This is a genomic window from Paraburkholderia piptadeniae, from assembly GCF_900007165.1.
Taxonomy (GTDB): Bacteria; Pseudomonadota; Gammaproteobacteria; order Burkholderiales; family Burkholderiaceae; genus Paraburkholderia; species Paraburkholderia piptadeniae.
The window spans coordinates 88,075-112,918 of record NZ_CYGY02000047.1 but is presented as its reverse complement, the minus strand read 5'-3'; the positions used below and the strand labels follow the sequence as shown (position 1 = coordinate 112,918).

Annotated in this window: 20 protein-coding genes and 1 pseudogene; 6 read left to right on the top strand and 15 right to left on the bottom strand. The window is 60.5% G+C overall.

The annotated features are described in order from the left end of the window. Positions 1–21 precede the first annotated feature (21 nt). Complete coding sequence (locus BN2476_RS24575; RefSeq protein ID WP_438942899.1) at positions 22–2,019, top strand: VTT domain-containing protein; 1,998 nt, start codon at positions 22–24, stop codon at positions 2,017–2,019. A gap of 192 nt (positions 2,020–2,211) precedes the next feature. On the opposite strand, the gene BN2476_RS24570 is transcribed toward BN2476_RS24575, so the two are convergent. From BN2476_RS24570 to BN2476_RS24550, 5 genes are all read right to left on the bottom strand, one after another. Beyond that, positions 2,212–3,255 carry a YncE family protein gene (locus tag BN2476_RS24570; protein ID WP_087736765.1) on the bottom strand — a complete coding sequence of 348 codons (1,044 nt, stop codon included), beginning with the start codon at positions 3,253–3,255 and terminating at the stop codon, positions 2,212–2,214. Then, entirely contained in the window at positions 3,252–4,514 is a 1,263-nt protein-coding gene (locus tag BN2476_RS24565) for an MFS transporter (RefSeq protein ID WP_087736764.1), read from the bottom strand. The genes BN2476_RS24570 and BN2476_RS24565 overlap by 4 nt, the downstream gene beginning before the upstream one ends. Next, positions 4,501–4,929, bottom strand: coding sequence for a chromate resistance protein ChrB domain-containing protein (locus BN2476_RS24560; RefSeq protein ID WP_087736763.1), 429 nt, complete (start codon positions 4,927–4,929; stop codon positions 4,501–4,503). Before BN2476_RS24560 ends, BN2476_RS24565 begins: the two co-directional genes overlap by 14 nt. A 319-nt stretch (positions 4,930–5,248) precedes the next feature. Beyond that, entirely contained in the window at positions 5,249–6,433 is a 1,185-nt protein-coding gene (locus BN2476_RS24555) for a chromate transporter (protein WP_087736762.1), read from the bottom strand. After that, a complete protein-coding gene (locus BN2476_RS24550; protein WP_087736761.1) occupies positions 6,430–7,410 on the bottom strand; it encodes a chromate resistance protein ChrB domain-containing protein in 981 nt (326 codons plus the stop codon). The genes BN2476_RS24555 and BN2476_RS24550 overlap by 4 nt, the downstream gene beginning before the upstream one ends. Positions 7,411–8,022: 612 nt before the next feature. Here BN2476_RS24550 and BN2476_RS24545 point away from each other — a divergent pair. The 5 genes from BN2476_RS24545 (at position 8,023) to BN2476_RS24525 (ending at position 12,287) form a co-directional block, all read left to right on the top strand. Further along, positions 8,023–8,712 (top strand): ABC transporter permease, encoded by a 690-nt coding sequence (locus BN2476_RS24545; protein ID WP_087736760.1) that lies wholly within the window; start codon positions 8,023–8,025, stop codon positions 8,710–8,712. Continuing rightward, complete coding sequence (locus BN2476_RS24540) at positions 8,709–9,422, top strand: ABC transporter permease (protein ID WP_087736759.1); 714 nt, start codon at positions 8,709–8,711, stop codon at positions 9,420–9,422. Before BN2476_RS24545 ends, BN2476_RS24540 begins: the two co-directional genes overlap by 4 nt. A 31-nt stretch (positions 9,423–9,453) precedes the next feature. Further along, complete coding sequence (locus BN2476_RS24535; RefSeq protein ID WP_087736758.1) at positions 9,454–10,221, top strand: ABC transporter ATP-binding protein; 768 nt, start codon at positions 9,454–9,456, stop codon at positions 10,219–10,221. Between the two features lie 81 nt (positions 10,222–10,302). Beyond that, entirely contained in the window at positions 10,303–11,079 is a 777-nt protein-coding gene (locus BN2476_RS24530) for an ABC transporter substrate-binding protein (protein WP_087736757.1), read from the top strand. Positions 11,080–11,171: 92 nt separating this feature from the next. Beyond that, positions 11,172–12,287 carry a succinylglutamate desuccinylase/aspartoacylase family protein gene (locus BN2476_RS24525; RefSeq protein ID WP_087736756.1) on the top strand — a complete coding sequence of 372 codons (1,116 nt, stop codon included), beginning with the start codon at positions 11,172–11,174 and terminating at the stop codon, positions 12,285–12,287. 518 nt (positions 12,288–12,805) lie between these two features. Here BN2476_RS24525 and BN2476_RS48385 read toward each other — a convergent pair. From BN2476_RS48385 to BN2476_RS24475, 10 genes and pseudogenes are all read right to left on the bottom strand, one after another. Further along, a pseudogene (locus BN2476_RS48385) lies at positions 12,806–12,886 on the bottom strand (IS6 family transposase); the annotation flags it as partial. Positions 12,887–12,929: 43 nt separating this feature from the next. Next, positions 12,930–13,676: an SDR family NAD(P)-dependent oxidoreductase gene (locus BN2476_RS24515; RefSeq protein WP_160111747.1), complete on the bottom strand. Its 747-nt coding sequence runs from the start codon at positions 13,674–13,676 to the stop codon at positions 12,930–12,932. Positions 13,677–13,706: 30 nt separating this feature from the next. Further along, entirely contained in the window at positions 13,707–14,495 is a 789-nt protein-coding gene (locus tag BN2476_RS24510) for an SDR family NAD(P)-dependent oxidoreductase (RefSeq protein ID WP_328590357.1), read from the bottom strand. A 211-nt stretch (positions 14,496–14,706) separates the two neighbouring features. Continuing rightward, positions 14,707–15,843 carry a porin gene (locus tag BN2476_RS24505; protein ID WP_087736785.1) on the bottom strand — a complete coding sequence of 379 codons (1,137 nt, stop codon included), beginning with the start codon at positions 15,841–15,843 and terminating at the stop codon, positions 14,707–14,709. 308 nt (positions 15,844–16,151) lie between these two features. After that, positions 16,152–18,500, bottom strand: a complete 2,349-nt coding sequence (locus BN2476_RS24500) for an acyl-CoA dehydrogenase family protein (protein ID WP_087736754.1) — start codon at positions 18,498–18,500, stop codon at positions 16,152–16,154. A 278-nt stretch (positions 18,501–18,778) separates the two neighbouring features. Beyond that, complete coding sequence (locus tag BN2476_RS49950; RefSeq protein ID WP_087736753.1) at positions 18,779–19,009, bottom strand: transposase; 231 nt, start codon at positions 19,007–19,009, stop codon at positions 18,779–18,781. A gap of 166 nt (positions 19,010–19,175) precedes the next feature. After that, positions 19,176–20,711: a tripartite tricarboxylate transporter permease gene (locus BN2476_RS24490; protein WP_087736752.1), complete on the bottom strand. Its 1,536-nt coding sequence runs from the start codon at positions 20,709–20,711 to the stop codon at positions 19,176–19,178. A 3-nt stretch (positions 20,712–20,714) separates the two neighbouring features. Then, positions 20,715–21,203: a tripartite tricarboxylate transporter TctB family protein gene (locus BN2476_RS24485; protein WP_087736784.1), complete on the bottom strand. Its 489-nt coding sequence runs from the start codon at positions 21,201–21,203 to the stop codon at positions 20,715–20,717. A gap of 289 nt (positions 21,204–21,492) precedes the next feature. After that, positions 21,493–22,671: an acetyl-CoA C-acyltransferase gene (locus BN2476_RS24480; protein ID WP_087736751.1), complete on the bottom strand. Its 1,179-nt coding sequence runs from the start codon at positions 22,669–22,671 to the stop codon at positions 21,493–21,495. 31 nt (positions 22,672–22,702) lie between these two features. Beyond that, the gene (locus tag BN2476_RS24475; protein WP_087736750.1) at positions 22,703–24,841 is read right to left on the bottom strand and encodes a 3-hydroxyacyl-CoA dehydrogenase NAD-binding domain-containing protein; all 2,139 of its coding nucleotides are present in this window, start codon (positions 24,839–24,841) and stop codon (positions 22,703–22,705) included. Positions 24,842–24,844 lie beyond the last annotated feature (3 nt).

Sequence of the window (24,844 nt, the reverse complement as noted above, 5' to 3'; positions counted from 1 at the left end):
ATGTCGATACATGCCCTGCTGATGTCGTTGAGCGAACGTCCGTATCTCGTGCTCACCGTGGTGTTTGCCACCGCATGCGCGGAGTCGTTTGCGGCAATCGGTACATTCGTGCCCGCAGGAGCGGTCATGTTCGTCGCCGGCGCACTGATCGGCGCCGGGGCGGTGAACGGCTGGCTCACCATCGGCGTGGCCGCGCTGGGCGCGGTCGTCGGTGACGGCCTGAGCTACGAACTCGGACGGCGTTATCACGTCCAGGTCGGCGCCTGGTGGCGAGCGCATGGCCATGAGGCTGCCTGGTTGCGCGGTGAGCAGTTTGTCGAGCGGCACGGTGGCAAGAGCATCGTATTCGCCCGGTTCTTCGCACCAGTGCGGGCGATCGTGCCGCTCGTGGTAGGCGCCGCGCGCATGGACCGGCTCAGGTTCTATCCGACCAACGTCGCTTCGGCGCTGGCCTGGGCACCCGCGCATATCGCACCCGGTATCCTGTTCGGCGCATCCGCGTCCCTGGCCGAAGCCGTGAGCGCGCGCCTTGCGGTGATCATGATTCTTCTTGCTGGCGTGCTCTGGCTCGTTGTTCGCACGGTCAGGCTGATGGTCGAGCGGGTCTTCCCAGAGACGAAACACGTTGCAGCGCGGGCAATGCTTCATTGGGCTCGCCGCTATCCGCGGTTCGGCGCGCAATTGCGGCGGATCATCGACCCCGACGCTCCCGAATTTGCTACCCTGGCGGCACTAGCGCTGCTTTTCATTGGCAGTGTCTGGCTTTTCGGCGCTGTGCTACAGGACGTGATTGCCAACGATCCGCTGATGCGGGCGGACACGTCGCTCTACACGTTTCTGCGATCGCTGCATATCACGCCGATCGATTCGCTGATGACGGGCGTTGCCGTATTGAATGGCCGCCCAATGGTCTTTGCAATTGCCGCGATTGTGCTTGTATGGCTTGTTCTGCAAAGAAGCTGGAAGTCGGCGGCCTGGTGGATTGCCGTGGTTGGAGTCGGCGTCGTGCTGTCTCCGTTCGTCGGGTTTCATGCGAACGGCGCGTGGCCGCTCACCTGGCAGCCCGGCAATCCGCACACTCCGCTGCCAGACGGGCTGGCAGCGTTCAGCCTGTTGACCTACGCGTACCTCGGGTGGGTGCTTACCCGCCGGCAACCTTCGCCCTGGCGCGTCGGAGTCCTCACGGCAGTCGCGCTCTGGATCGTGGTGGGCGGACTGGCCGATCTATACCTCGGCCGGACGTGGCCCTCCGGACTGCTTGGCGGCTGGGCACTCGGCCTCGCGTGGTTCGCCGTGTTTGCCGGCGCATACACCTGGTGGCATGTTTCCGACGATGTGCGCCCCGGGCCCCTGGCGCTGCTGGTCGTCGGAACGTTCGCAGTTGCCGGAGCGTGGCAGTTCTCCGGACACGCGCAGCACGCCAGGGAGATTTCCCAGGTTTGGCGACCCACCACTTATTTGTCCACTGCCCAATGGCTCGACACCGGCTGGCAACAGTTGCCGGCACGGCGGACAGAAATCGGTGGCGACGAGGAAGAGCCGCTGCCCCTGCAATGGGCGGCAAACGACGAAGCCATCATGGGCGCACTGAAGCGGGCCGGCTGGGAGCCCGCACCTGCCTGGTCCGTGCGCTCGGCGCTTGGCTGGCTGCTGCCACAGACCCACGCCGACCAGTTGCCGGTGCTGCCGAAGTACTCGCAGGGCGAACCCTCTCAACTTCTCCTGGTGCGCGCGGAGCCTGACGTATCGGGGAGCCGTCTGGTGCTCCGGATGTGGCGTTCGCATGTCGCCGTGCGTAACGCGAGCGGCGACATGCCGCTATGGTACGGCGCACTGTACAGGGAAAAGCTCTATCGCCTGGCACACCTGGTGACGGTCGTCGAAACGCAATACGTCGCGGTCCCTTCGGCGATCACCACGCTGCTGGGACTTCAGCAACAGACAGTGATCCGTTCAGCCAACATGCACGCGGTGATCCGTAACGCGGTACTCGTATCACCCGTCTCCGTACGACAATAGGGGCTTTCCGTGCAACACATACAGGGTCATCCCATGCTCGTCGACGAGCATGCCATCGCTTTCGTGCGGGGCTGCGGCGAGGGTCGAGGTCGCTGCCAGAAGTCCCGCCCGCATTGAGAGCGCTTTCGTGTCCAACCTCCGGCGCTGAAATCAGCCAAACCTGTCTGTCATCGCGTCCCGGGACACCAAAATTCACCGGGGCGCCATTACGCGCAGCACCGGACGTCCGTCGACATTCTTCAACGGGAAATAGACGCGATGCGTCGATGGATCGACTCCCACCACATGCGCGTTGGGCCCGATGCTGCCCTCGCCGGTCTTCGACACGGTTGAGGAGCCAACGGCGAACATCGATACGATGCCTGCTTCGCCAGCAACATAAAGCGTGCCCGACCCGGGATCGAATGCGAGCACGTCGGGACCTTCACCGACGTCAAACGACCGGACGACCTGTCTCGTGTCCAGGTTCAACTCGAGAAGCCTGGCATTGTTTTCGCAGGCGATAAACGCGCGATGCAGTTGCGCAACGATATAAAGGCCGTGATTGCCTTTCGCGCCGGGCAGTTCGATGCGCGCGACGATCGCATCGTTCGTTGGGTCGATCTCGACGAGTTGCCGTCGCGACTGCGCGTTGACGAAGACGTGGCGGGACGCGGCGTCGTACTGGGTGTTGCCGATGGTGCCGCCCAGCGGGATGGTGTTGATGCGGCGATTGGATTGGGTGTCGATCACTGTTTCGGTCCCGCCCGTCTCGTCCGATACATAGAGTTTCCGGGTGTCCGGCGCATAGGCCATTCCATCCGGATAGACGCCACCTGGCATTCGCGCGGTGACTTTCAGGGTGGCCTCGTCGATCGCAACAACCTCGTTCGTACCCGTCGCGGACGCATACACGCGTGACTGTTCCGGTATCGCCAGCACGCCGTGTACGTCGGCGATATTGCCGATGCGAGCGACGACGCGTGATGTCTCCGTGTCGAAGACGATGACTTCACTGTCGCCCAGGTGCGCGATGAACAGCAGATGCCGGTTCGGGTCAAAACTTTCATAGTCGAGCCTGGACGCGCGGCCTGGTAGCGGAATGTCGGCGACGTGCGTCATCGGCAACTCCGCGGCTACGGATTTGCCGGCCGCATTTGAGTCCCGATGGACGATCAGTGCTGCAATTGCGACGATCGCGAGCATGACGAACGCCATCGCGACGTGTCCATGATTCATGCCGAAGCGATTGTTCATGACGAACCTCCGTCGGGTTTAACGTGACGGAATGCGGCGAGCAGCGAAAGGTCGTACGCGATCTTCAGCACGCCGCACGCGACAAGAGGGGCGCCGAGCCACCCGAGGCCCAGCAGGGCCCCTGAGAGAGTGGGCGCGACCGCGGCTGCCAGGCTTCGTGGGACCGCTGTAAAGCTCGCCGCGGCGGGACGCTCCCCCGGCGTGACGACTGACATCACGTAGGCGCTGCGCGTGGGCACGTCCATCTGTGAAAGCGCACTGCGCGCGAGGAGCAGCGCAAAGGTCAGCGTGAGGGACGGCGAAAACGCGGCTGCAATCAGGAACACACTCGAGGGGATATGCGTAAAGACCATCGTGTTGAGCAGACCGATGCGGCGTGACAAGGGTGCGGCAGCAAGTTGCGAACCTGCGCTGAGCAGCCCTGCCCAGAAAAAGAACTGGCCGGCTGCACCCAGCGACAGTCCGAACCGCTGGATCAACCACAGGGTCAGCAGCGAGTTGACGAGAAGTCCCCCGGCAAAGGCGTCGACGCTGAACAGCAGCGCAAGTCGCGTGACGATGCCGCGCGAGGGCCCAAGCGGTACACGCGGCGTCTCGATGTTCGACGCGCGCGCCGGCAGGCGCCCGTAGAGCAGCCAGACAACTCCCCCTGCCATCGCGTAGACGATAAACATGACGCGCATTGCCGTGAGTGGCGAAGCAGCCGAGTGGGCAGCGATCCAGTCAGGCAGCCCGGCGGCGAGTGCGCCGAGTGCGGCGGACAGCGCGCCAACGAGGCTGTAGCGCGCAAACAGCCCGGTTCGTGCATCACCCGTTGCGGATTCGGCGAGCCTCGCATGTTCAAGCGGAAGAAACAGGCTGACATCACCCGAGCTCGGATTCAGCGTGCCGACAAATGCGACGACCAGTAGCGGCCACAGCGTTGACAGGCCTGCAAACGCAAAGCCGGTGGACATCATCAGTGCCGCCGCAAAGCGCAACAGGCCGCGCAGCGCAAAGCGATTTCCCACGAGACCGACCAGGAGCGTCGCGACGGCCGAACCGAACAATGTCGTCGTGCTGATCAGTCCGACCGCCAGTTGTCCGAAGCCGAGCGCAAGAAGATAGCCGGGTAGCAGCACCGCGATAAAGCCGTCGCACATGCCACGCAGCCCCCGCGCAACCAGCAGGATGAAGGCGCCTTGCTGGACTCCGTCGGGAAGCACCGCAGACAACCGTAACCTGCCCGCTCCCTCAGTCATGCATCTAGGTGCGCGCATCGTTCTTGCACCACGCATACAGCGCGTCATAAAGGAGCATGCCGTAACGCAGCTGTTCGTGATCGTCTGCAAAGATGCGCGATAGCCCGGCGGAAATCGCGTAAAGGCCCGCCGCTTCCGGCGCGAGGTCAAGGCGCCCCGTATCGGCACCACGAACGATACGTGCGAGTTTGTGCAACGCCGGATCGGTCAACTGGTATGTGTCGAGGAACGCGTCGAAGCTGTAGAACTCACCATGGTGGCCCAGTTCCACGTCGGGGACATCATAAGGCGTGGCTTCCGTCTCAGCGGCGACCTGCATGACATCGTCTCGCGGCACGTAGAGAAACTCGGCATCGGGATCGATGAAACGCTGGACGAGCCAGGGGCAGGCAATGCGGTCGACTTTCGGGCGTTCGCGTGTAACCCATCTCATGATCGACTCCTTTGCGTTGATTAGCGGGAGCCGCGCCGACGTGATTGAGCGTGGCGCGTTCAGTGGCCCAGGGACGCGAACCGTGTCGCGACACTGGCCCGGTTGATGTTCTCCATGAAGGCGTCAACTTATGCGGCGGCCTTCGCACCGAACTCGATGTGACAGGTAGACTTCCTGCGGGATGACCGGATTCGTCCGCCGTGTGTGCAGTCCCCGCCTGTGCCAGCAGAACGCCGGCGCCGACGGCAGCCGTGCTGTGGAGGAATGTGCGACGTGATGCCATGAATGTTGTCCTCGCGGGTGTGAGCACGCGCGTACGTCAAATGGCGTGCGTGTGGATGAGCGGGTACACAGCAAGACCAATGAGCGCAGCGGAGATGACGACGACCGGCTCCTGCAGCTTCCTGAAGCGCCACAACAGCAGGACAGTCGCGAGTGCGAGCAGAACAGTCGGCCAGTCGACGATCGAGCGCCGCGCGATCACGATCACCGAGCCGGTAATGGCGCCGACGGCCGCGGCAGTGATGCCGTCGACGAACGCCTTGACGACGGGCAGCTTGCCGTACTTCTTGAAGTACGGCGCCGGCAGCACCGTGAAGAGATAGCAGGGCAGGAAGGTGCCGAGCGCCGCCATGCAGGCGCCCGCGAGCCCCGCCACCAGATAGCCGATGAAGCCGACGGTGATCACGACAGGGCCCGGCGTAATCATCGCGACGGCCACGGCATCGACGAACTGCTTGTCGTTGAGCCAGTGATGCTCGGTGACCACGCCGCCGTAAAGGAACGGGACGATTGCGAGTCCCGAGCCGAATACGAAAGCGCCTGCTTTCGTAAAGAACAAGCCAATCTGGCCGAGCAGCGGCCAGTCGAGACCACTGAGCACGCCGCTCGCGGCCGGCAGTTGTGCCGCTGCTGTAGCATTCAGGCCGCCCTTGCTCAACCATCTCGGCGGAGCAACGACGAACCAGTTGATGAGGCCGCACGCGATGAACAGCCACGCGATCTCCGATTCGGTGATGACCGTCACCGCCGCGAGTGTCAGGTAAAACGCCCACAGGAGCCTGTTTTTGCCGATCGTCTTCGTGGTGAGCTTGTATGCGCTCATCGCGATGATCCCGACGACTGCGGCACCCACTCCATAGAAGGCCGCCTGCATCCATGAAAGCCCGCCAAAATGGGCATAGGCCCAGCCAAGGCCGACCACCATCAGGAACGACGGCAGCACAAAAGCAATACCGGCAAGCGTTGCACCGACGATGTGATAGTGCACGTGGCCCATATAGATGCCGAGCTGTGCCGCCAGCGGCCCCGGCATCATCTGCGCGAGCGCCAGTCCCTCGCGGTAATCCGACTCGCTGATCCATTTGCGCTGCTCGACAAGATCGCGGTGCATATAGCCGACGAGCGCTACAGGTCCGCCGAACCCGAACGTGCCAAGGCGCAGCATATAGAGGACCAACTGGCCGAGCGTGTAGCCCGGCGATGGCACCGTCGTGGCGCTCATGATCGCGCTCCGGCGTCGCGGCTTTTCGCGGCCGACATAAAGTGCGTATAGAGCGAATCCAGCACGCGTCCCATTTCGTCGAGCAACTGATCGTCATCTGCCGCCCGCTCCCTCGCCCCTGCCATCACGGCTTCGAAGCCGATGGCTTCGGGGACGGGGGCGCCGCCCACGTCGAGCGCGTGGACCATCTCGCCAAGCCGAAGTAAGGCGGGATCCTTGTCGAGACCGAAGCTGGCGACCAGCACCTCGAACGTCACGCGTTCACCGATGTGGGTGAACGCGGCGCCGTCGAAGTCGAAACCGAGTGCGTTGGCCGGGCAAGCGCTGGCCGATGTAAGCCAGATGAAGCGCGCATCGCGATCGATGAAGCGCCGGATCAGCCACGCGCTCGCGACGCGATCGACCCACATGTGTTGCCGCGTGGCCCAGTCGCGCCCCTGATAGTCGCTGATCGACAGGCTGCGGATGGGCCGCTCGGCGGAATGGGGTTCACCCGGTGACAGCACGGTGTCAACCAGACCGATGAAGTCCTGCCATGCAGCCTCGGCGCGTGTTGCGGCATCGCCCGGAAAGTAGTCGATCGCGGCGATGGCTTCGTAGTCTTTGCGCAGTCGCCGAAGCAGCTTTGTCAGGTCAGCCGCGGACTGGCCTGAAACCGTTTTGCGCGCATCCTTCAGCGCGCGGATGAACTCCGCATGGTCGTCACTGCGGTCGAAAAGCGCGCGGAATTCTCCTTCCTGCGCTGCATCGAGGCTCGGCGCACGCAGCAGATGCGCGGTGCCACCGCTATCTGCGATCGCGCCCGCCAGTTCGCGCAACATCTGCTCGCGCTCCTCCGTGTGAGGCAGCAGATAGATGCCATCGCGCAGCACCGCACACCCCTTGGCTTTCAGCGCACGCCAGAACCGCATGCGGGCGGTGGCGTTTTCGGTTGGAAGCGTGAGGACCAGCAGGCACCAGATCGTTGACGTGTTCATGTAGCGTAAACTACACGATTGTTATTGAATCTACAATGTCATTCCTTGCCGCATAACCGGAAAATCCCTGATCAAACTCCACCGACGAAAAGCAGGCAGCTTCCAAGAACCTGTCCAAGTTGTATGGACAAGCCTGCAATTGGATGCGCGATTGATCTCATCCATGCCACTTCCACCCGCCCCTGGTTTTCCTTTTCAATTGTTTTACGCCTCAAAATAAGGGGCTTTCAAATAGCGCATCGAGCGTGTCTTGGTGATAACACCGATTGTTGGTTCCCGCAATGTCTCGATAATTGTATATACAAGATGCGGAACCGGCCTCGGACGTCTGACTCAGGCATCTAACGCTTTCGATACGGGCGCACGCGTCCGCGATGCCGCATCAAACATCGATTTCGGCGACTTTCATGAAGAAACGTGCCTCGCTCAAGGGCGAAGACCGAACGGCTATCGTCCGCATGACCGAGGACGGAACACAAGAGGAATGAGTTGAGGTATTTCGACTTCGACGTGTACGGCGGTTAAGTGTTGCCGCATTCACTCGTATCAACACAGGAGCACGGGCTGCGCTGACGCGCGGCGCGCGCTCCCTGTCACCAAGGACATCCTTCCATGCTCTTTCAAGGCTTCGGCCCGCTTCTACTCGCGGGCACGCTGGAAACTCTCAAGCTCGCGGTGCTTTCGCTCGCTGCTGCCTTTCTGCTGGGCCTCGCCGGCGCCGCGGCGAAGCTCTCGCGCAATCGCATGCTCTCGCGCATCGGCGCGATGTACACGACGCTGATCCGCGCGGTACCCGACCTTGTGCTGATGCTGCTGCTGTTCTACAGCATTCAGATCTGGCTCAACGACCTGACCGACATGCTTGCGATGGACCAAATCGACATTGATCCCTTTGTGGCGGGCGTCATCACGCTCGGCTTCATCTACGGCGCGTACTTCACCGAAACCTTTCGCGGTGCCTTTCTCGCCGTTCCCCGCGGGCAACTCGAGGCTGGCTTCGCATACGGCATGAGCTCTACGCGTGTGTTCACGCGCATTCTGTTCCCACAGATGATGCGCTTTGCGCTGCCAGGCATCGCAAACAACTGGCAGGTGCTCGTGAAGGCGACCGCGCTCGTTTCGATCATCGGCCTCGCCGACGTCGTGAAGGCCGCTCAGGACGCGGGCAAAGCGACACAGGGATTCTTCTTTTTCACACTCGCAACCGGTGCAATCTATCTCGTGATCACCACCGTTTCCAATCTGGCATTGCACCGCCTCGAAAAGCGCTATTCGATCGGTGTGCGGAGGGCTGCGCTGTGATCGAACTCCTTCACCAATACTGGCCGAACTATCTTTACAGCGACGGCTTCAACTACAGCGGCCTCGTCATCACCCTTTGGCTGCTGGTCGTTTCGATCGCACTCGGCTTTCTGCTCGCCGTGCCACTCGCCATCGCGCGCGCGTCGCGCAACCCTTTTCTTTCGCGACCGATCTGGCTCTACACCTACGTGTTTCGCGGCACACCGCTCTATGTCCAGTTGCTGCTTTGTTACACCGGCATCTATAGCCTGCACTTCGTCCATTCTCACGAACTGCTCGGAGAGTTCTTTCGCAGCGCGATGAACTGCACGCTGGTGGCTTTCACGCTGAACGAATGCGCCTACGCCACCGAGATCTTTGCCGGCGCGATCAAGGAGACCTCGTACAGCGAGATCGAAGCCGCCCGTGCTTATGGCATGTCGAATTACAAGCTCTATACGCGCATCATCCTGCCCTCCGCATTGCGACGCGCGTTGCCCGCATACAGCAATGAAGTGATCCTGATGCTGCACGCCACGACGCTAGCCTTCACCGCGACAGTGCCCGACATCCTGAAAGTGGCACGCGACGCGAACTCGGCCACCTATATGACGTTCCAGGCATACGGCATCGCGGCCGCTTTGTATGCGTCTATCGTGTTCGCCCTGATCTGGGTATTTCGCCGCATGGAAATGCGAATGCTGGCTTATCTGAAACCCCAAGGGCACTGAATCCGTTCAGCCCAGATGGAGAGCATTGAGAATGTACAAGCTGATTGTCGACGATCTGCACAAGAAGTTTGGCGAGAACGAGGTATTGAAGGGGGTATCGCTCAAGGCGAAAGCCGGCGACGTGATCAGCCTGATTGGTTCTAGTGGCTCGGGAAAAAGCACGTTCCTGCGTTGCATTAACTTCCTCGAATTGCCGTGCTCCGGACGCATCACTCTGAACCGCGAGGAAATCCGCACCACAACTGACCGCAGTGGCGGACTGCGCGTGAGCGATCCGAAGCAACTGCGGATGATGCGCGCGCGTCTGTCGATGGTGTTCCAGCATTTCAACCTGTGGGCTCACATGACCGTGCTCGAGAACATCATCGAAGCACCCGTGAGCGTGCTGGGATTGAGCCGCGGCGACGCGGAAGCGCGCGCCCGAAAGTACCTCGACAAAGTAGGGCTTTCGGCCGGCGTCGAGCAAAAGTATCCGTCGCATCTGTCCGGTGGCCAGCAGCAGCGCGTGGCGATCGCCCGCGCGCTGGCGATGGAACCGGAAGTCATGCTGTTCGACGAACCGACCTCCGCGCTAGATCCCGAACTCGTCGGAGAAGTGCTGAGAGTGATGCAGGCGCTCGCAGAAGAAGGCCGGACGATGATCGTCGTGACGCATGAAATGGGGTTCGCGCGCAATGTTTCGAACCACGTTGTCTTCCTGCACAAGGGGAAGATCGAGGAGCAAGGCGACCCGCGTGAAGTGCTGACCGCGCCGCGCAGCGAGCGGCTGCAGCAGTTTCTGGCAGGACGGCTCAAGTAACCCATTCGATGCACTTCGTGCTCGATATTTCCCGGCATCTCCATCAATCCAACTTTCACAACCTATTGGGAACCCACGTCAATGAAGAAATTTGCTCTGTGCATCGCGGCCTTGGCGATCGCAACCTCCGCCTGCGCGAAGGACTGGTCCACCGTCCGGTTCGGTGTCGATGCGAGTTACCCTCCGTTTGAATCGAAGAGTGTGAACGGCCAGCTGGTCGGCTTCGACATCGACCTGGGCAACGAAATCTGCAAGCGGCTGAATGCGAAGTGCGTCTGGGTCGAGAGTGCGTTTGATGGCATGATCCCGGCGCTGAAGGCGAAGAAGTTCGACGGCGTGCTGTCGTCAATGTCGATGACGCCGCAGCGTGAAGCGCAGATCGCGTTCTCGGCGAAGCTGTTCCACACGCCGACTCGCCTGGTCGCGAAGAAAGGCTCGAACCTCCAGCCAACGGCAGATGCGCTGAAAGGAAAGGCAGTCGGTGTCGAACAGGGCTCGATCCAGGAAACCTATGTAAAGATCAATTGGGCGCCGAAGGGCGTGAAGGTCATACCCTACCAGGACCAGGACCAGGTCTATGCGGACCTGACCTCGGGCCGTCTGGACGCGGCGTTGCAAGACTCAGTGCAGGCCGACATGGGCTTTCTGAAGACCGCGCGCGGCGCCGGCTTCGCGTTCACAGGCAGCGAGCTGACCGATCCGGCGGGCACGCTCGGCAGCGGCGCCGCCATCGGCCTGCGCAAGGAAGACACCGACCTGAAGGCAAAGATCGACAAGGCGATCGCAGACATGATCAAGGACGGCACCTACAAGAAGATCGAGGCCAGGTACTTCGCGTTCGACGTGTACGGCAGCTGACACACAGCGCGCCGGGACGTTCTGCATCGATCGCCTGAATCGCAATACCTCATGCCGCGCGCCTGTACCATCCGGCGCGCGCTCAAACCTTCATGCAAACACAAACGCATCAGTTGATCTCTCCGGTGCTCGGCACGCAGCGGCACCTGACGAGCTTCCACTATGGCCCAGCGGGCGGGCAAAAGATCTACATTCAGTCGTCGCTGCACGCTGACGAGTTGCCTGGCATGCTCGTCGCCTGGACACTACGCAAGCGCCTCGCCGCGCTGGAGACGGCGGGCAAGCTGCGCGGCGAAATCGTCATAGTGCCCGTGCCGAATCCGATCGGCCTCAACCAGCGGCTGCTCGGCCACATGCTCGGCCGCTTCGAAACGGGCACTGCGTCGAACTTCAACCGGAGCTTCCATGACCTGGCCGCGCTCGTGATCCCCCGTATCGAATCTCGCCTGACGGGCGACGCGCAACTGAACCTGCTAGCCGTGCGCGACGCCATGCGAGAAGCGCTCGCCGAGCAGACCCCGACCACCGAGCTCGAATCCCAGCGTCTCGCGCTGCAGCGGCTGTCGTACGACGCCGACGTCGTGCTCGATCTGCATTGCGACTTCGAAGGCGCGATGCATCTCTTCACGAACCCCGACTTGTGGCCGGATGTCGAGCCGCTCGCGCGCTATCTCGATTCGAAGGCCTCGCTGTTCGCGCTCAATTCGATCGGCAATCCATTCGATGAGATCCACAGCTTCTGCTGGTCGGAGCTGCGCGCGCGCTATGGCGAGCGCTATCCAATACCTAACGGCTCGATCTCGGTGACAATCGAGCTGCGCGGTCAGGCGGACGTGACCTACGCGTTCGCCGAGCGCGACGCGAACGCGATCGTCGAATATCTGACCTACCGCGGCGTCATCGATGGGACGCCCGCGCCATTGCCGCCGCTCGAGTTCGACGCCACGCCGTTCTCAGGCACCGAGCCGCTCCTCGCGCCGATCTCCGGTGTGCTCGTGTTCCGCGCCCCGATCGGCGTCTGGGTCGAACCCGGCCAGGAGATCGCCGATGTCGTCGATCCGCTGGCCGATCGCGTCGTCACGATCACCAGCTCCATAGCCGGAGTGCTGTACGCGCGGCAGCGTGCGCGCTTCGCCACCGCGGGGCAGGAGGTGGCGTGTATCGCCGGGGCCAAGCCGATTCGTAGCGGCTCGCTCCTTCCGAACTGAACGCATCGCGGCGCTGGACCCCGTACCTTCATGAAGACGCTTGACCATTGAAAACGCTTTCGCTCTTCTACGATTTCATTGAAACGTGGGACGGCCGCGTAAAATGGCGCGATGAAGAATGCGAATCTCTCTATCACGGGCACCGGCTCCCTCCGGATGTGATCGGCTGCGGTGCGTCGTACTTCAGGGTTCTATCCGCCCGACGCCCGTCGAGACAGCAAAATTTGAACGGCCCGGCGGTTCCCGCCTTCCCTTCGGAAACCGTCGACGGCCGGACTCGAATCGTTGTCGCGCGATTCGTATTGCGCTGTCAAAGTCCGCTTCAGTAGCCAGGTGCTTATGGTCGACGCTGACCAGCCAACCATAACCCGAAGCGCACCATCTAAGTCGACCGTCCTCATACATCAGGCAGAACCATCTCCAAAGATCGGCGTCATCCCGATTCGCCAGGCTCGCTGCTTGCGATCGCAGTTGCTTTCCCATCACGTCGTTCATTCGTTACTCCAAAGACCACGTCCCAACGGATAGTGCAGTCGCTTGAGAACGTTTCCGATACCCGGTGGCAACATCGCGCGCGGTGTCTCGTTGTTTTTGCCCATCTCGTTCGGCCTGCGTCATGGCAGTTTGACGGGCCGCCTATCCTCACAACATGCTCTGCCCACCGTTCACGTCGTAGCTGGCCCCCGTCACGAAACCCGCATCCTCTGACGCGAGGAAGGCGATCACGGCGCCGATCTCGCGTGCCGTGCCGGCCCGACCCAAGGGCGTCTTGTCGACCAACGATTGCATCAATTGTGGCGGCATCGTCGACCATAGGTGCGAGGCGACGACACCCGGCGCGACCGAATTGCAGGTAATGCCATCACGCGCATAGTCGCAGGCGATCGAGCGCGTCAACCCGAGTAGCGCCGCCTTGCTGGTAACGTATGCGGGCCCGGCGTTGCCGACGTTGGACTTACCGGCACGTGATGTGACGTTGACGATACGCCCCCATCGTTGCCCTTGCATGTTGGGAATAAAGGCCTTTGCCAGCCGCAGCGCCGCCGTCACGTTCACCTCGAAAACCCGGTTCCACTCTTCCAATGTCACGTCCAGCGCTGATGCCGCCAGTCCGTTGTGCTTGGGAGATATGCCCGCGTTGTTGACCAGAATCGTCGGCGGCACTGGCAGGGCCTCGGCCGCCAGCGAAATCGTCTCGGACGCGTCAGGGGCTGCTACGTCGACACAGACGGTGACGATCTCTCCATTGGCGCTTTGCTTCAGCGCGGCCAGGCGATCGGCGTTGGTGTCCACCGCCACGACTCCGCGACCGTCCTCCAGCAATTTGAGCACCGTGGCGGTGCCAATCACGCCAGCGGCCCCCGTCACAACAGCACTGCGATACGTCACGAATCCTCCCATATATGTGCGTGCATGCCCTTATGCCGACACGCCACCGTCAATCGCGATCTCCGCGCCTGTGATGTAGGCGCTTTCCCCCGACAGGAGGAATAAGACGAGTTGTGCCACTTCGTCTACCGTGCCCTGGCGCTTCAACGGCACCTGCGCCGACCGTGCCGAATTCTGTTCGGGCGTGCGCACGTTCAGCATATCGGTATCGATCGGACCAGGATGCACCGAGTTCACACGAATGTTTTTGCTCGCCAGGTCGAGGGCCGCGGATTTCGTCATGCCTCGTATCGCCCATTTCGTGGCGCTATAGGCAAAGGTGGGAGCTGAACCGTGCAAGCCCGCAGTCGATGAGATATTCACAATCGCGCCGCCTCCCGCGCGCTCAAGCGCCGGAACCGCCGTCTTCATGCCCAGGAAGCAACCGGTCTGGTTGACCCGCAGGTGCCGCTCCCAAAGCGCCAGGTCAGTTTCCATCAGGGTTTTCGGTTGGAAAATACCGGCATTGTTGACGAGACCATGCAGACCACCTCTTTCCTCGGCGGCGTGCACCGCCCTATCCCAGTCGACCGGGCTCGTCACGTCGTGAAGAACAAAGGTGGCGGCATCGCCAAGTTCCCTGACAAGCATCCGGCCTTGTTCCTCAAGCACGTCGCCAATCACAACTTGCGCGCCCTCCTTCACGAGCTGCCGCGCCTCGGCGGCCCCCTGCCCGCGGGCTCCTCCGCTGATGAGGATGACTTTTCCGTCAAACCGCGCCATGTTCATAACCCGGGCAACCTTGCCACTCGAGTCAAACATCTCGTTATGCGATGACATCATCTCTCCACGAGCCCCAGTGCTTCGATCAATCTCATGCTATCAACCCGCTTTTTTTCAATGAACATCATCTTGCAGTCCCTCGTATTCTGGTAGATCACGGTCTGATCTGCATGTTTCCGGTGTCGAGAGCCACCGTTTCCGTGCCTTATTGAGCACTTCACAGCGGACTCCCTGTGTGTACAGATCTTTCTCGCCGGACGGCAGCACGTCAGAACAGATGTCGTATCCCTGCTGTCACCACGGTCTGACTGGAGCTGGTCGACGGCGTCGCGCCCGTAATGGCGGCGACTGCACGCACACCCCGCGAGTCAACACCGGATGCATTCTGGAATACTGCGACCGCATAGAAATCGGTCGCTTTTGAGAGGAAGTAGTCCGCACCGAGGTTGAACTGGCGGTAAATCACGCCGCCCTGTCCTGCGCCGTTGCCTTTCATGTAGTCGAAGGCGGCACCAACCAGAAGGGCGGGGCTCACCTGATACTTCGCGTTCAGTTCTCCGTTGTTGAACGTTGCGCTTCCCCGGTACGCGGCCGCGGTTGAGCTCAGACCTGCCACGGGTGTCGCCCCCAGCCCTGAAAACCGGACATTGCTGTAGACCGCACCGAGCGTCGCGCTGCCAATCGCATACGATGTGCCCGCAGCAATGACCTGTTGTGTGTTGGCCGACGCATACCCGGCAATCACCGGACTTGTTATGTTGCTGGCAGTCGTGCTGTCGTTCGCCTTGTTGCCCCAGAACGAATAGTTGGGGTTGCGTACGTTCAGGTAGCCTAGCGCCAGCTTGACTGGCCCCTGCGTGTAGCCTATCGCGAGCGAGTAAATCTGGTTACGCGAAAAGTCTCCTGCAACACCACCGAGACTGTACAGGCCACCGAAGGTCAGGCCGTTGTAGTTCGCGCTCGCGAACTTGATTGAGTTGTTAATGCGGTTGGTGCTGTTGAGGTTGTCCAGATCGGCCGGATGCGTGCCGTACCCCATGCCTGGCGCCGCCCAGCTACTGCCGGATGCAAGCGGTCCGACAAACTGTGATGAGCTGGCGTATTGCCGCCCAAGGGTCACCGCTCCCCAGCTGCCGGACAGCCCCACAAAGGCCTGACGGCCGAAAAACGTGCCGTTCTGCCCAAACTTGCCGTTGGCTATCGTAAAGCCACTTTCCAGCGTGAAGATCGTGCTCAGGCCACCGCCGAGATCTTCGCTGCCGCGTAGCCCCCAGCGGTTTGCGCCCATGTTGCCGCTCGTCAGCGCGTACTGGTTCGAACCGCCCGCATTCGACGTGTAGGTCACGCCTGCGTCCACTACTCCGTAAAGCGTCACGCTATTCTGCGCATGAGCATCCGGCGCCATCACATTGCCGAGCAGCACCACCGCGCACAGTGCGCCAGTTGTGCCTGCGACTCCGTTCAATTTTCCTCGATTCACAAAACGTCTCCGTATTTTCTTAACATCAACTTAATGGCGCTGACTGTTTTCCAACAACGTTACTAGTGCACAGGCCAGCGCCAGTCTGTGCACGCCCGTTGAGTGGACCAAAGCACAGAGCCTCGGACCGTATCGCCACCTCGTCCCTCTGTTCCGGGACGTGCCACACGCGAGCACCGCCGACGGCTACGCTGCACTTGTGCTTTGGGCCGCTACCTCCAAGGCCCTGAAGTTCACTGTGGCAATTCCAAGACGTTGCGCGCAAGGATGTTTCGTTGAATTTCGTTAGTACCGCCATATATGGTAGTGACCAACGCATTAAGCAAAGGCGCGGCAGGATTCGTACGCAATCCGGCGATCGTCTGATCGTCGAACGTACCGCCGTATTCGTCGGCAGCCTCGATCAGCTTCTCACCGATGCGAGCATACGTCTCAGTAGCCCAGATCTTCAGGATCGAGACACTCGAAGGCAGAGAATCCCCACGTTTCACAAACTCCGAGAACTTCGTGTAGAGACTCTTTAGATCGGCCAGGTCAAGTTCGAGTGCTGCATATTCGTCATTGAACGCCGCATCGGCGAACAGATTTCTGGCTTGCGCGACCGACCGCAATTGCGACAAGGCATACTGAACAGTCTTTGGGCTACCCACAAATAGTCGCTCAAATCCCAGCAAGGCCTTGGCGATTGCCCAACCCTCATCAGGCTGTCCCAGGAGGTTCGATCGCGGAACGCGCACGTTGTCGAAGAAGACTTCACAGAACTCCTCGTCATCAGCGATATTGCGAATCGGGCGGATGGTGACGCCCGGAGAGCGCAAGTCGACCAGCAGGAAACTGATGCCCTCCTGCTTGCGTGCGAGCTTGCTTGTTCGCACCAGGAGGAAGCTGTGCGTTGCATCGTGTGCCAGCGTCGTCCAGATCTTCTGCCCATTGACGATATAGTCGTCGCCGTCGAGCCGTGCCTCGGTGCGCAGCGAGGCCAGATCCGATCCGGCATTGGGTTCCGAATAGCCCTGACACCAGATATGCTCGCCGCTGATGATCTTCGGCAACCACTCCGTCTGTTGCCCCCGTGTGCCGAACCGGATCAGAAGTGGTCCAAGATTGATCAGCCCCTGGTCGGGCATGCGTGCAATGCCGTACTCTTCCTGCTCTTCGATATACGCAAGCAGCTTCTCTGCGGGCAGTCCCATACCGCCGTGCTGCCGAGGCCAGGATGGCGCCAGCCAGCCTTGGCGAGAGAGCGTCATGTACCACTCCCGCGTCTCATGCCAGCGTACGCGGCGCGACACATGGCGAAGAGATTCAGGGTAGTGTTCCCGGAAAAAGCTGCGGAGCATGGCCCGGAATTCACCGTCGCTCATGGCGCCCCAGTCCGCGTCGCGTGGATAATCGTTTCCTTTCCACTCGGGCGCATCGGATTCCGCAGAAACCTGTACCGCCTGACGCAGCAACTGGTGATGACGCCGCATGTGTGCCTTGGCGTTCCCCAGCCACGTCGAAAGATGAATTGCACGCTTGAAGTACAGGCCAACGTCGCATTCGTCCGTGTACCCCATCGCGCCGTGAAACTGAATCGCAAGACGGGCCAACTCCCGAGCCGTGCGGGCAGCACGTGCCTTGGCGCGACTCGCCAGCAGCGCCAAACGGGATGCGTCGGCCTGGGCTCCGACGAGGCACTCTTCCAGGCTGGCCGCCGTCAATTCGATCTGGATATACGCGTCAACCATGCGATGCTGTAACGCCTGATTGGCACCGATCGGCCGACCGAACTGCACGCGTGTTGTCAGGTACTCCCTGGTGATGTCGTATAGCTGCCGCGCAACGCCTAACAGCTCGGATGCCTGAAGCAGACATGCGCACTCCAGCGCTTGATCAAGAGCCTGTCTGGTCAAATCTCCGGTTGCCAGCACGTTCGAAAGCGGCAGCGATACCCCGCTCAGCGTAATCGTTCCCATCGAAGAGCCGTCTGGCCGTCTCTGCGTGCAAACTTCGATTCCCGGTGTGTCCGCCGGTACCCAGACGACCACCTTGCCTTGCTTGCTATCCGCCCACACGAGCCAGCCGTCAACACCCTGGGTCGGAGTCACCCACCGCTTGTTGCCATTGAGCACGACGGCATCTGAACTCGTCTCGGCGCGTAGCGTATGCACTGCCGGTGAACCAACGTCGCCGTCGTTCTCTTGCCAGGCGAGGCCCGCCAAACACTCTCCACTGAGTATTTTCTCGAGAAGATCCCGGCAGCGCGTTTGCACAGACAGGGTACGCAATGCGAGCACCGGCAGGAAACCGGCCGCGGTGAGTGGCTCCGTCCAAAGATGACGACCGACCTCTTCGGCCACGACTGCCGCGTGTTGCAGGCCCAACCCTAGCCCACCGAGCTCTTCGGGAGTCAATATCGCCAGCCAGCCAATATCGACCGCCTGACGCCACGCATCACGATCCAGTCCACCCTCCAACCTTCTGCGCGCCCGCATCCGCGCGGGACCGCCAATCGCGCTCAACAGAGAGCGTGCGCTGTCTCGGATCGCATCGAGGTCTTCTTGAGATGAAACTTGAGGAACGAAGAATGTTGCGGACATACATGCCTTAAGGATAATTGAATATTTGAAATGTATGACCGAACGGTTTTTAGAGGTAGCTACTTTCGGCACAGTTCAGCTATGCCCCAGACGTTATGGCTTCACCCTGGTCTGCAAGCTCGGCTCCGACAAATGGACGATTTAGAAGTGAACAAATCCATCATGATCCGCCCTTGCCGGAAAGGCGGTCATGCTGTGAAGAACGGCCCTGATTCTGGCTCAGCCTCAAGGAGTATCTGATAGTCGTCTATGAAGGACTTCTTACGATATTCCAGATATTAATTGCCGATGTATACGATCAGATGCGCGGCCAGATGACACGCAAATAGATGGACAATGCAGGTTTGCAGTGCGCTTGTTGGGAATGCCGCAACCAACGCTTCGAATGGGCTTGCGGAGCGATCGATCACGGCGATCAGGATTTCGCCCACGCTGCGAGGCTTCAGCAAGGCCGAGGAATCCGTGACGAAGGCGGCGCGCCCAGCGGGGCCGCTGCCTACACGCTTCATGTGTTAATCGGAAAGCTGCTCTCGGCTAAGGCGCGCAACATGAACTCGGAAGGCACCTATCCCGCACCAAGAGCAGCGAATAGACAAAAAATTCTTGCCGGCCATCGCGGGAGATGGCCGGTACCGGCACCGAAAAAAGTGAAACCATGTCTACAAATCGCACACCTCAGGCGCGATTCTGAACGGCACCCAAGCGACGGTGACGACGATCGTGCCACCTCGCCTTCATCCAGAAATAGATTTGCAAGGCGATCAAAAGTGCAGATATTGCGACAAACACCGCGCTGATCGGACTCTGGACGAACACCATGAGCTCACCATTCGAGATCAACAGTGCTCTCCGGAAATTTTCCTCGACCATCGGGCCCAACACGTAACCCAGCAGAATCGGCGATACCGGAAACTTGAGCGCCAGCAGCAGCGCGCCTGCCACACCGAACACGGCAACCTCGCCAACCTGGAACAGGCTGTTGTTGGTGGTATAGACTCCAATGCAGATAAAAAACAACGCGGCAGAGTAAAGGTATCGATACGGCACTTGCAGCAATTTAACCCATACGCCGATCAGTGGCACGTTCAAGATCATGAGCAGCACGTTACCCACCCAGAAACTCGCGATCAGCCCCCAGAACAAATCGGCATGCTCAGTAATGAGTTGTGGGCCAGGCTGGATACCCTGAATCAGGAGCGCACCGAGTATCAAAGCCATCACCGGGTCACCTGGAATACCGAGGCTCATTGTCGGAATAAAGTCGACCTGTGTCTTCGAGTGCGAAGCAGCCTCCGGTGCAGCGACGCCACCGAGAGCTCCCTGGCCGAATTGCTCCGGCTTCCTCGACAGTTTCTTTTCCGCGGCGTAGGCGAGAAATGTAGTGATCGTCGGTCCCGTACCAGGCATCGCGCCGAAGATGGTGCCGACAAGTGTTCCGCGCAGCATCGGAAAAAACGACTCCTTTAGCTCCGATTTGCTCGGGCGCATGTCACGCATTCTCACCGACGTGCCGGAACCCACCGCCTCCATCTTGTTTACGTTGCGCAGAAATTCAGCAACGCCAAACAGGCCGAGCGCCAGCGCCACGAGTTCTACGTGGTCCGCCAGATCGGTGATACCGAAGGTGAAGCGCATTACACCGCTATTGACATCAGTTCCGACCAGCCCGAGCACAAGGCCCAGGACCGTCATGGCGACCCCTTTTAGCGGCCTGCCTCTTGACATGGTGCCGCCGGCAATCAGTCCCACCATCATGATCGAAAACAGCTCGGCGGGGCCGAACTTGAATGCGACCTTAACGAGCAATGGCGACGCGAAGATCATCACCACAATGCCGAATGACGCAGCAAAGAATGATGAAATCATCGTAATGCCGAGCGCTGTTCCGCCTTTGCCTTTGCGCGTCAACGGGTATCCATCGAGACATGTCACGGCATGCGGCGGGTGGCAGGGAAGATTTAACAAAATGGCACCGATTGCGCCGCCGTACTGAGATCCATAGAAAATCCCGGCCAGCATCAGAATCGCCGGCACCGGCTGCATGACATAAGTCAGCGGCAGCAACATTGACATTGCGGACATGGCACCCATTCCCGGCAGGACACCGATAAGGTTGCCAATCAACACGCCGACAAACGACCACAACAGGTTGTTGAACTGGAGGGCGACGCCGAAGCCTTGCCACAAATCAGACAGGGATTGGAAGATCATTGTTCAGTTTCCCCACGAGAATAATGGCAATTGCACCTTTAAGGCCCACCAGAACACAATCACACTGAACAGGCAAATTCCAGTCGCCAGGCAAAGCGCGGACAGGATGGTATTCTCGCGGTCGCCTAATGCAGAAATAAACACGACAGCGAAACTGGCTGGCAACAAACCACTGTATTTCCCGAGCACGACAAATGCGACCACGCCAACCACGATGCAGATCCAGCCTCTCCATTCAGGCTGAAAATCGTCGTCCGCGGATTCGGAAGTGTCCTGTTCGCGTCGGGCGCCTGCGGCTATTGCCATGCCGATAATCGCCAAAATCGCCCCCAAAGCAACGGGGAAAAAACCCGGTCCCATTTGATTCAGACTACCGACTTCATATGTCCAGCCTTCCGCAACTACGACGAGGCCGAGCAGCAACAGCAGGCCGCCGCCATAGTAGTCCTGGTTATACGCAGTGAGACGGAAGATTGACCGTCTGTTTTTCATTTGTCTCCTCCGGTTAGCTAACACTCATCGGGCCGGGTCGCTGATGAATGACCACCATCCTTATCCAACGCCGGATTGCACGGACTTCATGTTTGTCAGATATCGCCACGGTCGTGTTCTCAAATCGCTGAGAGACGGCTGAATGCGAACTTCGGGTACTGGCAATCGGGCGCAGCTCGTGAATCATCTGGCGCTCTACGTCCGCTTAGTTATTCTGAATTCTTGCGACGTGGAGAACCTCAAGATCGAATCCGGCGCGCCGCTCCCAATGAGCGGCTACCAGGAGCGATCAAGGACACACTTCGAACAGTCCTGCCGCGCCTTGCCCGCCGCCGATGCACATGCTGACCACGACGTACTTGACGCCACGGCGACGACCTTCTATCAGTGCGTGGCCAACGAGACGCGCCCCACTGACGCCGTAGGGATGACCAACAGCAATGGCCCCACCGTTGACGTTGAGACGTTCATCAGGAATGCCCAGCTTGTCACGGCAGTAGAGCACCTGCACCGCAAAAGCCTCGTTGATCTCCCACAGTCCGATGTCATCGACCGTCAGACCAGTACGCTTCAGCAATCTTGGGATTGCGAATACGGGACCAATGCCCATTTCGTCGGGCTCGCAACCGGCAACCGCAAACCCCCGGAAGATACCCAGTGGCTGCAAGCCCAAGCGCTCGGCACGCTGGCTGTTCATTACGACGCAAGCTGACGAGCCGTCCGAAAACTGACTGGCATTGCCGGCCGTAATCATGCCGTCCGCCTGCGCAGGGCGTATCCGCTGCACGGCCTCGAGCGTCGTGCCGGGACGAATCCCTTCGTCGGCTGTGATCGTGACTTCGCGCGTCGAGATTACGCCGGCTCGGCTGTCAAAAATGCCCATCGTTGTCGTCATGGGCACGATCTCATCGTCGAAACGACCTTCCGACTGTGCAACGGCAGCACGCTGCTGGCTGCGCACACCGTATTCGTCCTGTCGTTGCCTGTCGATCCCATAACGCCTGGCAACCTGTTCGGCCGTCTGTAGCATGGACCAGTAAATTTCCGGCTTGTGCTGAAGTAGCCAAGGATCACGCTTCATGTGCAGATTGAGTTCGTTCTGGACACACGAAATGGATTCGACGCCGCCCGCTACGGCCACCTGGACCCCGTCAACGAGCACGGCTTGTGCGGCCATCGCGATGGCCTGCAAGCCCGATGAGCAAAACCGGTTAATCGTGACGCCGCAGGCCGTCACTGGAAGACCGGCACGCAGCGCGATCTGCCGCGCGATATTGCCGCCGGTGGTACCTTCGCCGTGGGTGCAGCCAATGAACAGGTCCTCGACCTCCGCCGGATCGATACCTGAGCGGGCCACCGCATGCTGGACGGCATGGCCGCCCAGCGTGGCGCCATAGGTCATGTTGAAAGCACCCTTCCAGCTCTTTGCCAGGCCTGTACGGGCAGTGGAAACGATCACAGCGTCCATCGCGGGACTCCTGGAAATGGTAGTTCTACGATCAATTGAAGCTCCGTCCCTCTTCGGCCATTCGCACGAGCAGAGGGGCCGGCGTCCAGAAGGCACCATTCACGCCCGGCTGTGACGCGATCCGGCGCAACGTACGTACCACCATTGGCAAGCCCACCTGGTCGGCGTACCACATGGGTCCTCCGCGATGGCGCGGAAAGCCATAACCATTCAGGTACACGACATCGATGTCGCTGGCACGAGCCGCGATGCCTTCCTCCAGAATTCGAGCGCCTTCATTGACGAGCGCGAAGATGCACGCTTCAACGACCTCGTCTGAGCTGATCGTGCGTGGCGTCCATCCGCGTTCGGAACGCCATTGACGGATGATGTCCTCGACTGCGGGATCGGGAATTGCATCCCGACGCCCGGATTCATAGCGGTACCAGCCCGCACCCGTCTTCTGGCCGAACCGTCCTGCCTCACACAGACGGTCGGCAACCACGCTGAAGTCCTGGTCCGGGTACGCGGCAGCGCGCCGCTTGCGCCCAGCCCATCCGATGTCGAGGCCGGCCAGGTCTCCCATGCGGAAGACGCCCATTGCCATTCCGAAGCGCTCCAATGCGCTGTCGACCAGCGTGGGCGTCGCGCCCTGACACAGCATTTCGTTGGCGGCACTCAGATAACGCGCGACCATACGATTGCCGATAAATCCATCGCACACACCCGCAACGACAGCCACCTTGCCGATCCGCTTGGCCAGTTGCATAGCCGCAGCCAGGACGGCGGGGCGAGTCTCCTTTCCGCGGACGACTTCCAGCAGCCGCATGACGTGCGCCGGACTGAAGAAGTGAAGACCGACGACGTCGCTGGGGCGGCGCGTGAAACGCGCAATCTCATCCAGATTCAGAGCCGACGTGTTAGACGCCAAAATGGCGCCCGGTTTCAGGACACTGTCCAGCGCCTCAAACACGGTTTGCTTGACACCGATGTCCTCAAATACGGCCTCGATCGCAAGATCGACGTCGGAAAATGCCTCGTATTCCAGCGTGGGCAGCAATGCTGCTTTGCGCGCCTGCAACGCATCGGCATCCAGGCGCCCCTTGGCCGCAGCCTTGTCCAGCTCGGCATGAATAAAACTCACACCCTTATCGAGAGCGCTTTGCTGCATCTCCAGCAAACGCACGCTCAAGCCGGCATCGAGAAAAGTCAGCGCAATACCGCGGCCCATCGTGCCAGCACCAACGACACCAACCGTGCGAATTGGCGGCAAGGAATCGACGGCCAACCCGGGCATCCTGGCAGCCTCGCGTTCGGCCTTGAACGCATGCTGCAGCGCGCGCGACTCAGGAGAAAGCATCAATGTGTCGAAAGCCCGGCGCTCGACGGCCATGCCCGTATCGAAGCTCTCACGACAAGCCGCTTGCAGCGCTTCGATGCATCGCTCCGGCGCAGAGGTCGCCTGCTTCTGTCCTTTCACAGCCTGACGGGCGAACGCAAGTAGCGCGTCAGCGTGCGACGCTTCAAAGGTGATCTGCCGCGTGCGCGGTAGCGGGCGTCCCTCACTCGCGACGCGCTGTGCATAAGCGATCGCCGTCTCGACTACGTCGCCGTCCGTGATCTCGTCAACCATTCGGGTGCCGTTAAACTCGACCGCCTTGAAAGCGGCCCCGGTGAGGATCATGTTCAATGCGCGATCCAGACCGACGAGACGAGGCAGTCGCTGCGTACCGCCCGCCCCCGGCATCAGCCCCAGTTTGATTTCCGGCAGCCCCAAACGGGCATCACGCTGGGATACGCGGAAATGGCAGCCCATCGCCAGCTCCAGCCCACCGCCGAGCGCCATGCCTGAGATCGCTGCAATCGTCGGCTTGGACGCATCTTCGAAAGCGCGAATCAATGAGGTCAGCGTCGGTTGCCGCCGCGACTGCGGTGTGCCGAACTCCTTGACATCGGCGCCGCATGAGAAAGCCTTGGCGGTCCCCGCCAGCACCACCGCGACGACGCTCGGGTCGGCTATGGCCTGGTCGAGCCTGCGCAATAGCTCCTGCCGCAGGGCCCAGGACAGGCCATTCAACGGCGGGTTGTCCATGCGAATGACGGCAAAGCCACGTTCGATCTGAAAATGAACGGGCGCTACGGTCGTTGCCGTTTCCTGGCCAATGGCCAGGGAAGACGTTTCTGAAGTCATATG